We start from the raw sequence: 11,796 nt of genomic DNA on the forward strand, positions 1-11,796 counted from the left end.
GTGCTATACGCCGATGACGGGTCGGGGGTCCGGGAAGCCTTGCGGGGTGGGCTCTCAAACTCAGTCATCCGGTTCCTCGATTTCGACTTCATCGGCCGACTCGGACAGGTCGGGGGCGGCCTGATTCCATGTAATCTCGACGATCGTGCCCTCGGGGAGGTCGCTGATCGGGCCGTCTTCGATCACCGCTTCATCAATCCTGACCGTAATGCCGAGGAGTGTGATCGATTGGTTTGCGGCGTCAAAGCTTTGGACGGGGCCCTCTATGACCGCCTGGTCTTCGGGGTCCTCCCGCTCGAGGCGCGTCGCGACCACCGATGCGCCGCCATTCGCCACATAGCCGTCGATTTCCAGGTAATTGCCGGGGGCGATGTCCCCAACGCCGAACGCGTCGATGCCTCCGCTATCGTCCTTTAGGCGGGTCCGGTCGGTAATCCGGACGCTCAATGCACCGTTGAAGAAGCGGACACTCGTCAGATCGCTTGAAACGTCCGAAACCCTCGCCTCGATCTCGACATTCTCCTCCCGGTCAACTTCGATCCGGCGGGCGATCAGGACACCGTCACGATTGAACGAGCCGTCCACCTCCACCTCCGCGTCGAGGCCGATGTCGCCGCCCTCGACGGTCGCGCCGCTGCCGTCGACCGTCACGCCGTCGACGGTGAACGGGGAAGAAAGCGTGTCGAACGCCTCGACGATCCCCTCCAGTTCGACCGCATCGTCGGGTTCGGCGCGAAGGTCATCCATCGCCGCGACGTCATCGGCCTCGAATCGCGGACTCGGTCTGGACTGGTACATACCCGTTGCGACCACGCGCTCCCCGGCGTCCGGCGGGAAGGCAGTATCGATGCGCAGGCCGGCGATCTCGAAGCCATCCGGAGAGACGGAGGTGGCCCTGCCCACGATCTGATCTTCCGGGAAGTCTCCACTGCCGGGACGTAAGCGGATATGCGAGGCGACGATCTCCCGTCCGGAGTTGCGGAACCCGCTGACCAGCACACGATCTCCCTCAGTGAGTCCGTCAGCGCTCGCGCCATTTGTGAACAGGGTCGTGGGGGTGACCTGCACCACCTGTCCCATCACGGCCAGGGTTCCGGTGTCGGTCCCCGCCGGGATGCTGGTGCCGGTGATCGGCCCGACCAGATCGGGGATGAATTCCACCGACTCCGCGACGCCGTCATCGAAGTCGCCCCGGACATCGACGACGTAACCGACCTCGAGCGCGGACTGGGTTTTCGGCGTGCCGTTCACCGCGATCTCCGCGGATTCGACGTCGAATCGCCGCCCGTTGACGACGATACTGCCGATGGCGGAGATGCTGCCGCTGCTGATGCCGGTTCCACCAATGCCGCCCGGGTCGCTGTCGGCCACCGTGTCGCCGCTGCTCCCACCGCCGCAGCCGCCGAGGAGGAGTGCAATCAGGAGTGCGGTCAGTATCTGCAGGGCGCGTTGCGTCACGGGGATTTCTCCTTGGCGTCCTGGCCGGCAGCCGGCCCGCGCCGTTCTTCAATCTGGTGAATGCCGAGTCCAAGCCGAACGCGGCCACTGCCCAACGCCCGGGACGGCCCCTCGCGATCGCATTCGTCGAGCCAGCGATCGAATTCTTCCAGTAATTCCTGGCTGCGACGCGCCGCCAGCGCCCGGAAGGCCTCGGCGTATTCCTCGGGGATGTTGTCGTAGCAGACCTTGCGCTGGAAGCGTGCCTGCTCCGGTTCGTTTTCCAGGTTGTGCTCGATGGTTTCGATCAGATCGCGGGTGTCGGTGCCGAGGATGCGAAGCTTTTCGGTCACGTCCTGCGCCGGGATATAACCGTGCCGGGCGAGATGTACCCGGCCGTCGTCGGTCGTGACGATCGCTCCCACTCGTGCGAGTTCGTCGTGGATCGCCCGGACCGTCATATCACCGCTGTAACGCTGGACGAGCCCCGCGAAACCGTACTCGGCATCCGGCTGCAGGTCGGCGGGTTCGCCGTTGGCATCATGGAAATCGGGATCGCGCAGCCACCCGGAAATCACCCGGGCAGCGCGGTTGTAACGCTCATCGAGGCTGTCTGGGCTGTCCTCGGGAAGGCGCCGCAGCCTCGCGACTTCCTTGCGGTTCAGCCCGGTCAGCACGGCGATACGGGAAGTCGTCTGCTTGCGGCCCGGCACCGTGAAGTCGCGTTCCGCGACGGTGACGTAGACCTGGCGCAGGAGGTCGCTGAAGGCGCCATAGGGCACGCCGTAGCGCAGCAGAATCCGCACGAGCGGCGTCAGCAGGCGGGCGAGTGCCCGGGCGATGATGTCGGAGTGCTGTGCCATCCGTTACCTGCGGTCGCGTTGAAATGCGGGAACCGGCCGCAGCCGGTCCCCGCGCGTAGGGCTCAGTCGTCGTCATCCCCGTCGTCATCGCCATCGTCGTCGAAATCATCATCGTCATCGAAGTCGTCATCGTCATCATCGTCTTCGATTTCGATGGATGCGGCCGGGGTGGTCGCGGTCGACCCGAATGTGTCGCCGTCCCACTCGGCCTCGACGATCGTCGCGTTGTCGACGATTCGGGAGAAAAACTCCGAGCGGCTCAGGCGGTCGTCATCGTCGTCCTCGAACTCGGTGCTGCCGCCGGTCAGGACCGTGACGCCAAGGATCTCCAGGGTCTCCGCTCCGGTGTCGGTCGCCGTCACGACACCGCGGAGTTCGCGATCATCGTCATCATCCTCGCGTTCGATCTCATGCGCGATGACCCTTCCGTCCGGGGTGATTCGGCCCTCTACCTCGACAAAATCGCCATTATCGAGTTGGTCCAGCCCGTTGAAGTCGTCGAACTCGGTGTTCTCATCGAAGGTGATGGTCACACCCAGGACGGTGATCTCGTCCTCCGCCAGGTTGATCGACTCGACCGGTCCCGACACCCGGGCGTCATTATCATCGAACTTGATCTTGGTCGCCTGCAGGGTCCCGTCGCTCAGGAGAATACCTTCGACCTCGACCCGGGCGCCGACGACCAGATCGGCAGCCGTTCCGATGCGGAAGGTCGCATTGCCGGCGCGCACCAGCAGATCACCGCTTACCCGGAAAGTGCCGTCGCCGTTGACCGCGGTGACTATGCGCTCGATTTCGATGCGCTGGCCAGGGCGGGCGCCGGCCGGCGTCTCGCGTTCGACCTCGGTGGCGACCAGTTCGTCATCACCGGCACTGTACGTCCGGGCTTCATCCTCGACCTCGACCAGCAGACCGTTCCAGTTGCCGCCTGGCAGATCGTCGCGCTCGGCATTCTGGTAATCGACCGTCAGGCCACCGATCTCGAACCGCAGCGCGCCCGGATCATGATTGGTGACGGTACCTGTCACCGAATACTCGTCATCATCGTCTTCCTTCTCGATGTGCGACGCACGAATCGCGTCAGCGTTATCGCGCAGGCCGTAGATCTCGACGATATCGCCTACGGAGAGATTGCCCGGCTCGCTGTCTCCGCCATCGAAAACCGTGGCGGCATCGATCAGCACGGTCTGACCCATGACGGTGAGGCGCTGGTCGTCAACGACGATTTCGTCCACCGGACCGCGAACGGCCTCGTCGATCTCCACCTCACGACGATTGTCGTCATCCGATACCCGGACCATCATGCCGAGGGCCAGGTCACCTTCGCCACGATCGTCGCCATCCTGCTCGATCGAGACATTCGGGCCAGCGATTTCAAGGCGCCGCCCATTGACCACGATGCTCCCGAACGCGGAGATCGAACCACTGGTTACGTCGGTCGATCCATCGTCATTGCTACTGCTGCCGCCGCCACTGCCGCCACCGCCGCACCCCGCTATTGTCAACGCTATGCCGGTGGCAAGGAGGATGCGTTTGCCCGAGATCAACATTGCCCTTCTCCAGTTGAGAACGGGCGGTGTGGTCTCCGCCCATATTTGGGAGTATTTTCCCAAAAATGGAGAAAGTCAACGGAATCCCACGCGTCATGCTGATCCCGAAGGGATGCCGGATGCTTACCGTCAGCCCAAAGCGGGGCGGGGAAGCGCTGATCAAAACCGGGCAGCGCGTAGGGGAACGGTGTAGGTCGGGCTTACAGCCCGACAAGAGTAAGCCACTGATCTGTCGAGCTGTAAGCCCGACCTACAGGACTCCCTGCAATCAGGGGTTCTCTAGAGATCCTCGGATAAAGTCGCGAAACAACCGTACGCGTGCAGGGGCCTCGCGGCCGCGCAGACTGATCGCATGCAGGCGGGCCGAGCCGGCGCTCCAGTCCGGCAGCACGGGCTGCAGCTCACCGGCCGCGAGCGCGGGTGCGGCGACGATTTCGGGCAGGGGGCCGATGCCCCCACCGGCCCGCAGGATCCGGTGCACGCTGGCGTAGTCGCCGGTCCGGATCACCGGCCGCACGGGTACCGTTTCCGTGCGGCCACGCGCGCTGCGAAGCGTCAACGGCGCGGCGGCGCCGTAATCCTGCGGCATTACGAGGTCGTGCCCGGTGAGGTCGGCCGGCTCCTCCGGCTCGCCGTGAGCCGTCAGACAGTCCGGTGTCGCGTACAGCCGGATCGCGAAATCGAGCAGCGGGGACGAACGGTAGTCCATATCGGGCAGGTCGCCGGCGGTCGCCCGCAGTGCAAGGTCGATCCGGTGTGTCGCGAGGTCCAGGGCGGTACTCGTGAGCAGCAGTTCGACCGTGATCTGCGGATACTGCCGGCGGAAGCGCGCGATCAGCTCCGGGAGGACGTCGATACCGATATCGATCGGCGCGGTCACGCGCAGATTGCCGCTCGGCACGGACTGGGCCGCGTGGACCTCTTCACTGGCATCCGCCAGCAGTGCCAGCGCATCGCGCGCCCGGGCATGAAAGGCCGTCCCTTCCTCCGTTGGCGTCACAGCGCGCGGCGTGCGCGCGAGCAGGGCGGTCCCGAGCCGGCGTTCGAGCCGGGAGACGCGGCGGCTGATGCTGCCCTTGGTCTCGCCCAGTTCCCGCGCGGCCGCGGAAACGGTGCCGAAATCGACGATCGCGCAGAACGCGCGGAGATCTTCCAGTGAGCCCCCCAGGCGATGCGGGTCCGCGGCCGTGTCGACGCCCCGGCCCGGTTCGCGTCCGGGATTCCGATTGGTTTCCGTTTCGTCAACCATGAGTTGCAAAATTTCTGTCTAGTCGTAAAACGGAAACTACTACATCCTTCGTCTCACATCCACGGCGCGTCGCGCCAATCGACGAAAGGAGTAGAACCATGAACGTAACGACTGCAGACCACACCACCGATACCATCCCTCAGCCCCGCGTCTTCGACCGCCTGGCCCCATTTGCTTGGCCGCTGGTGCGGATCACCGTAGGCCTGCTGCTGGTGCCGCACGGGGCCCAGAAGCTGTTCGGCTGGTTCGGCGGCTATGGCCTCACCGCGACCGGTCAGTATTTCGAGGGCACGCTGGGGATGGAACCCGGGTTCCTGTTCGCGCTCGCGGCGGGCCTGATCGAATTCTTCGGTGGCCTCGCCATCGCGCTCGGCCTGTTCACGCGTCCGGCGGCCCTGGCGGTCAGTGCGTTCCTCGCGGTCGCGCTCACGGTGCATATCCCCAACGGCTTCTTCTGGACCGCGGGCGGCATCGAATACCCGCTGCTGTGGAGCGTCACCGCCTTCGCGATCTTCCTGCGCGGCGGCGACCGTTTATCGCTCGACCGTAAGCTCGGGCTGCGTATCTGACGCGCGGGACTGCGGAACCACCGGGTACCGGATTGTCCGGAGCAGTGAGGAGGCCGCAAAACGGTCTCCTCGGACTCCGGCAAAGCGCTGCAGCCGCATCATCCGCCGTCCTTCGCGCTCTCTGCGCACGCCGCGCCTCTGCGTGGAAAACGCATGCGTCCAGTGACGGCGATATACATATCACTTCCATTCCGGCAGTCACCGGATGAGATGACCACTACGGGAGATCGATCATGCTGGTCGATGGCAAATGGCAGGGCCGGTTCCACCCGGTCCAGGGGACCGACGCAAAAGGCGGTTTCGTCCGCCAGGACTCCAGCTTTCGCGAATGGATCGGTACCGACCGATTCCCGGCGGAGGCGGGGCGTTACCACCTCTACGTCGCGTTGATCTGCCCATGGGCGTCGCGGGTGCTCGCGGCCAGGCGTCTCAAGGGCCTCGAGGACATCGTGCCGATCACGATCGTCGCGCCATGGCTGACCGACGAGGGTTGGGCTTTCGAGGCCTTCCCGGGCGCCTCCGGGACGGATCCGCTGCATGGTTCGCGCCGGCTTCACGAGCTGTACATCCGTGCCGATCCCCATTACACGGGGCGCGCGACCGTGCCCCTACTGTGGGACACGAAGACCGATACCGCGGTGAACAACGAATCGGCCGATCTGCTGCGGATGTTCGGCTACGCGTTCGATGACCTCCTGCCGCCGGAGCGGGCGGCGATCGACCTGTACCCGGCCGATCTGCGCGACGACATTGACGCCCTCAACGACTGGCTGTATCCGCGGATCAACAACGGTGTGTATCGGACCGGCTTCGCCACGACGCAGGCGGCCTATGACGACGCGGTGCGCGAATTGTTCGCTGCCCTCGATCAGCTGGAGGCGCGACTGGCGGATGGCCGGCGGTACCTGTTCGGCGAGCGCCTGACCGAGTCCGATATCCGGCTGTTCGTGACCCTGATCCGATTCGACGTCGCCTATCACGGCGCGTTCAAGGCGAATATCCGCCGCCTCGACGACTATCCGGCCCTGGCCGCGTATACGCGCAGGGTCTATGGCCACCCGGACATCGGTCCGACGGTCGATTTCGATCACATCCGCACGGGCTATTACTCGATCGAGGCGTTGAATCCGACGCGCATCGTGCCGCGCGGGCCGGTTCGGATTCTTGGGGATGTGGATGTTGGTTGAGGGTGGAGGGCCGAGGGCCGAGGGCCGAGGGCCAAGGGCCAAGGGCCAAGGGCGAAGGGCGAAGGGCGAAGGGCGAAGGGCGAAGGGCGAAGGGCGAAGGGCGAAGGGCGAAGGGCGAAGGGCGAAGGGCGAAGGGCGAAGGGCGAAGGGCGAAGGGCGAGTGGATGTAGGCCGGCTTTTGCCGAAGGCAACAGCCGGCGTGCACCTGTACAAGGCCGCGGCGTCGTCCGCCGGCTGACTCCGTCCGGTTGCTCGCGATGACGGCTGTGTCGTCGTGAGGGCGGTCGCTTTGAGTTCGGGCCTGTGTTAGGTTGTCTGCAATCGGATTGCGCGCAATAGAGTCCGGCCGTTGCCGGAGAATGATTCCACAGGAGGACGACCATGAGTGATCCCGTATTCCTGATTACCGGGGCTTCGAGTGGCATCGGTGCCGCGACGGCGCGGCGTGCGGCGGGCGCGGGGTATCGCGTGGCGCTCGCCGCGCGCTCACGCGCCAAGTTGACCGCGCTGGTCGATGAACTGGGCGGTTCCGACCGAGCGCTCGCCATCGAGTGCGACGTCACGGACAGCGACGCGCAGGCCGCGATGGTTCAGCGCGTGCTCGACACCTTCGGGCGGCTCGACGTGGTCTTCGCCAATGCCGGTCGTGGCGGCTCGCCGGGCGGATTCTCCGGTGCCGATCCCGAGGTCTGGCGCGACATGATCCTGACCAACGTCTATGGCGCGGGACTCACGCTCCGGCATTCGCTCGAGGCGGTGAAAGCCGCGCGCGGACACGTCCTCCTGATGGGGTCGGCGGCCGGTCGCGGGACCATCGCCGGATCGATGTATGGCGCCAGCAAATGGGCCGTCACCGGCATGGCCTACAACCTGCGCGAGGAAATGCGCGGTACCGGCGTGCGGGTCACCGTGCTCGAACCGGGCATGGTCGATACACCGTTCTTCGACGAACCGCCGGAGCAGGCAATGGAACCGGAGGACATCGCGGAGGCCGCCCTCTACGCCGTATCCCAGCCGGCGCGCGTCGATGTCAACGAGATCCTCGTGCGGCCCACGCCGCCCATCTCCGACTAGCGGCTCCCGATCGTAGCCTTCCCCGGGCGTACATCCAGCCCGGGGGCAATCCCGAATACAGCCGTCAGGCCGGCAAAGGCCCGCCACGCGACGCCTTGCCGGCGACCGGGTATGCAGTGCGGAAACGCGTGCGCATGGCCTCGTGCCAGCGACACGAACAACAAACCAGAACAGTGCCGGAGAATCCATGAGCAGCCAGAACCTGATCCGTCTGACCTATGCGAGTACGTCGGCCTCGGCCAGCCGCGGCGGCGGCACGGCCGTCGATCCGGAGATCGGCCGGATCCTGCAGGCCTGCAAGACCAATAACCCGAAAAGGGAGATCGGTGGGGTCCTTCACTATGGTCACGGCTATTTCCTGCAGGTCCTGGAAGGACCGGAGAAGGACGTGGACGCGTTGTATCAGAAGATCAGCAAGGATCCGCGCCATCAGGATGTGCGGACGCTCGATGAGCGCCGGGTCGATGAGCGCCGCTTCCCGGACTGGTCCATGAAATACGTGCCCATGGAGTCGGACATCGAGCGCGTGCTCAAGCGCCATCGGATGTCCGCGTTCGATCCCTACCGCTTCGATTTGAATATGATCGAAGAGGTGATCGAGGTCCTCGTCGGCAGCGATGCCCCGAACCAGAACCCCGACCAGGACTACGGCCGTGGTATCGGCGGGTTCTTCAAGCGCCTGTTCGGGGGTGCGTAGCTGATACCCGTTCCCGGATTCCGTTTCACGCCATCGGGGCTACGGGGCCCGATTTCGTGTAGCCGGGATGCAGGCGCCAGCCCGAATCCGCGGCCTGCGTACGGACGTGGCGCATCGATTCATTCCGGATAACGTCGCATCAGCGCGTTCAGCCGCGCCAGGATCACTTCGCGTTCGTGTTCCAGCAGTCGCAGCAGATCGCGTCGGTTCCAGAGAAAAGTCCGCACGAGAATGCGTTCGCGGTACAGCAACAGGGCGCGGCGATAGCCGAGGGCGACGATGCCGGTCGGCGGCAGCAGGGCGATGTAGGCGACTGTGGCCATGCTCGACAGGTCGGTGGTCCGCCAAAGCCAGACCCCGATGCCCGTATAGGTCGCCAGGAAGGTCACCACGCCAATCCCGAACCAGGCGAATGCCCGAACCGGTTCATCACGAAACAGACGCCCTGTGTGGTGGGTCACGATATACGGAACGAGGTTATGGATGGCGCCGAACAGGGCGACCGGCGCCGCGGCGATGGCATAGGCCGTCATGCGCAGGCGCGGTAACCGATCGCGCAGTGGTTGCTCCGGATCCGTCGACAGCGCGTGGCGGATGCGCGTCTGGTGCATATGGTCGCGATAGCGTTCGACCTGCTTACGCAGCGCGGCTACGGCCGCCGGTTCCGCCCCCGCCGCACGCGCGAGCGCGTGGTTGATGCGCTGGCGGCTGAAGACCCGTTCCTCCAGCGCGCGCCGGCTGGCGGCGGAACTGCGCTGGTACCAGCCCCAGCCGAGCCACAGCCAGCGTTTAAGCAACGGCTCCCGGTAGTTGCCGTCGTCCGGTTCCGGGTTACCGCGGCGGTGTTCATCATAAGGTCGCTGGGCGGCCACCGCGGTGAGTTCCGCCGCCAGCTCGCTCAGTTTCCGGTCTTCGCTGTGTAATGTCTGGCGCCGCAATGCCAGCTGCAGGTCGTCCGTGAGGCGCCGGATGGCCGCATCCGGGTCGGCCTGATACTGGTCGGCATAGGCATCGACACGGATCGGAGGGGCGAACCCCAGCATCACCGCGCTCATCAGGAAGTCATGGTTCTCGTAGGTAATCCCGACCGGCGCGATCCGTAGCCCGAGTTGCCAGTCATTGCGTGCCTCGGCGGCGAGTGCGAGGCGGGCGGCACCCGTGCGCAATGGACCGACCTGGCCGGCGGGCGAGTTCTGCCCTTCGGGAAAAATGCCCACACAGCCGCCGGCGTCCAGCAGCTCGTGCACATGGGCGAATACCTGGGCGTTGCGTGTCGCGTGGTCGTTGCTCTCGTGGGCGCGGTAGATCGGGATCGCACCCAGTTGCCGGAAAAGGGAAGCGGCGACCGGCCAGCGGAACAGCCCGCTGCGTGCAAGGTAGTGGATCGGCCGCGACACATGCGTGGCCAGCAGGATCGAATCCAGGATCGATCCGGGGTGGTTGGCCGCCACGATCAGGGGGCCGTGTTCCGGCATCCGCTCCTGTCCGGCCGCGTGAACATCCACGAAGTACAGGCGGTTCACCAGACGAAAGAAGCGGATCAGACCATTGTAGAGTTTCATGAGGCTCCACATCACGCGGCACGCGCTACAGTGACAGGCTTCGCCGCCGCCGGTAAATACACGGGGGATGGCCCATGCGTTGGTCCGTTTGCGATTCGTTGGACGCGGCGCGGCGGTGAGCGTGACTCCCGGGCACTTATGCCGTGCCGGCGGATCAGCCCGCACGGCCATCTGTCGGATATCGCTGGCGCTCAACCCAACGCGCCGGACCCGTGATTCTGCGTCTGCAGGTCAGGTTGACGAAGGAAACCCGACACCATGCGACCGGAACCGCGTGCATGCCTCCGCGCGAAGCGAGGGTGTATCATTCTGCCGCAACCGAGCTACCGGAACCGGGTGGGTGAAAAGCGCCAATCAGACCCCGATCCTGCCATCGCTCGCTGTCCTGCGCTGTTTCGAGGCGGCGGCGCGGCGTGAGAGCTTCACGCTCGCGGCCGAGGAACTGCACCTGACGCAGAGCGCGGTCAGCCGCCAGGTGCGGGAACTCGAACAGACGCTCGGTTTCCCGCTGTTCCGGCGCGTCGGCCGGCGGGTGGTGCTGAGCGATGCCGGCCGCCGTTTCGCCGAGGAGCTCGGCACCGACCTCGAACGCCTGCGCCAGACCGTGTACCAGACGATCGCGGCCGGCGATCAGCGCCGGGCGCTGCGCATCGCCTCGCTGCCGACGTTCGCCAACCGCTGGCTGATTCCGCGGCTGGAACAGTTCGAGGCGGCCAATCCGGACATCGTCGTCAGCATCGGCACCTGTCTGAAACCGTTCGACTTTTACCGCGAGCGCTTCGATCTCGCGATCCATTTCGGCAGCGAAGACTGGCCGGATACGCGCATGGTTCCCCTCTGCGACGAAGAGGTCGTCGCCGTCGCGGCGCCGGAGTTCGTCGATCGCCATGGATTGACCGACCCGGCCGGGCTGGACGCGGTCCCGCTGCTGCATCTCGATTCCCGGCCGCACGCATGGCGCGAATGGTTCCGCGCCGCCGGCCTCACCGATGATCCCGTGTTGCGCGGCAAGTGGTTCGACCAGTTCTCGATGATCATCACCGCCGCCCTCGCTTCGCTCGGCGCCGCACTGCTGCCGGTCTATCTGATCGAAGAAGAGCTCCGCACCGGCCGCCTCGTCCGCATCGGTGACACCACCCTGCGCACCGACAAGTCCTACTACATCGTCACCCCGGCCGGCGTGGAGGACGAGCTTTGCCGACGCTTCATCGACTGGATCCGCGCCGAGGTCTCGCCGATCACACCGGCGTAATCCGCTACCTGGCAGGGATGAGAACCGGCAGCTGGCTGAAGGTTGTGTGGTGGGGTGTGCCGAGGTTGTCAGGGGTTCTCGCCAAGGCGCAAAGGACGCCAGGGGACGCGAAGAGAGTGCCACTGTAGGAGCGAGCTTGCTCGCGAACCGATATCCGCAGCCACCGGATTCCGGCCGGTCGACGCGCGAGCAGATGCCGTATCGGTGCCCTTGCACCGCCGACCGCTACGACCTGTAAAGGCCGTCACCACCAGAAAGCGGTTCGCGGCCAAGGCCGCTCCTACAGGTTTTCTTCGCGTCCCCTGGCGTCCTTTGCGCCTTGGCGAGAACCCCTGACAACGCCGGATTCGCTCGAC

The 11,796-nt window shown here is 65.4% G+C and carries 10 protein-coding genes; 5 read left to right on the plus strand and 5 right to left on the minus strand.

Annotation, left to right across the window (positions count from 1 at the left end; translation table 11 throughout):
• Nucleotides 1-60: 60 nt before the first annotated feature.
• The 4 genes from A0W70_RS00130 to A0W70_RS00145 form a co-directional block, all read right to left on the minus strand.
• Nucleotides 61-1,458, minus strand: coding sequence for a DUF5666 domain-containing protein (locus A0W70_RS00130; protein WP_070987192.1), 1,398 nt, complete (start codon nt 1,456-1,458; stop codon nt 61-63).
• Nucleotides 1,455-2,300 (minus strand): DUF6502 family protein, encoded by an 846-nt coding sequence (locus A0W70_RS00135; protein WP_070987194.1) that lies wholly within the window; start codon nt 2,298-2,300, stop codon nt 1,455-1,457. Before A0W70_RS00135 ends, A0W70_RS00130 begins: the two co-directional genes overlap by 4 nt.
• Nucleotides 2,301-2,362: 62 nt before the next feature.
• Nucleotides 2,363-3,850 (minus strand): DUF5666 domain-containing protein, encoded by a 1,488-nt coding sequence (locus tag A0W70_RS00140; RefSeq protein WP_070987197.1) that lies wholly within the window; start codon nt 3,848-3,850, stop codon nt 2,363-2,365.
• Nucleotides 3,851-4,118: 268 nt separating this feature from the next.
• Nucleotides 4,119-5,099 (minus strand): LysR family transcriptional regulator, encoded by a 981-nt coding sequence (locus tag A0W70_RS00145; RefSeq protein WP_083330651.1) that lies wholly within the window; start codon nt 5,097-5,099, stop codon nt 4,119-4,121.
• A gap of 98 nt (nt 5,100-5,197) precedes the next feature.
• On the opposite strand from A0W70_RS00145, the gene A0W70_RS00150 reads away from it, so the two are divergent.
• The 4 genes from A0W70_RS00150 to A0W70_RS00165 all read left to right on the plus strand — a co-directional run bounded on the left by A0W70_RS00150 (nt 5,198) and on the right by A0W70_RS00165 (nt 8,626).
• Entirely contained in the window at nt 5,198-5,668 is a 471-nt protein-coding gene (locus tag A0W70_RS00150; RefSeq protein WP_070987198.1) for a DoxX family protein, read from the plus strand.
• Between the two features lie 233 nt (nt 5,669-5,901).
• The gene (locus A0W70_RS00155; protein WP_070987200.1) at nt 5,902-6,855 is read left to right on the plus strand and encodes a glutathione S-transferase family protein; all 954 of its coding nucleotides are present in this window, start codon (nt 5,902-5,904) and stop codon (nt 6,853-6,855) included.
• A gap of 381 nt (nt 6,856-7,236) precedes the next feature.
• The gene (locus tag A0W70_RS00160) at nt 7,237-7,929 is read left to right on the plus strand and encodes an SDR family oxidoreductase (RefSeq protein ID WP_070987202.1); all 693 of its coding nucleotides are present in this window, start codon (nt 7,237-7,239) and stop codon (nt 7,927-7,929) included.
• Nucleotides 7,930-8,116: 187 nt separating this feature from the next.
• Nucleotides 8,117-8,626: a BLUF domain-containing protein gene (locus tag A0W70_RS00165; protein WP_070987204.1), complete on the plus strand. Its 510-nt coding sequence runs from the start codon at nt 8,117-8,119 to the stop codon at nt 8,624-8,626.
• A 119-nt stretch (nt 8,627-8,745) separates the two neighbouring features.
• On the opposite strand, the gene A0W70_RS00170 is transcribed toward A0W70_RS00165, so the two are convergent.
• Nucleotides 8,746-10,188 (minus strand): 1-acyl-sn-glycerol-3-phosphate acyltransferase, encoded by a 1,443-nt coding sequence (locus A0W70_RS00170; protein WP_070987206.1) that lies wholly within the window; start codon nt 10,186-10,188, stop codon nt 8,746-8,748.
• A 340-nt stretch (nt 10,189-10,528) separates the two neighbouring features.
• Here A0W70_RS00170 and A0W70_RS00175 point away from each other — a divergent pair, with 340 nt between their 5' ends.
• Nucleotides 10,529-11,440, plus strand: coding sequence for a LysR substrate-binding domain-containing protein (locus A0W70_RS00175; protein WP_070987208.1), 912 nt, complete (start codon nt 10,529-10,531; stop codon nt 11,438-11,440).
• Nucleotides 11,441-11,796: the final 356 nt, after the last annotated feature.

It is taken from the genome of Halofilum ochraceum (assembly GCF_001614315.2).
GTDB classification, from domain to species: domain Bacteria; phylum Pseudomonadota; class Gammaproteobacteria; order XJ16; family Halofilaceae; genus Halofilum; species Halofilum ochraceum.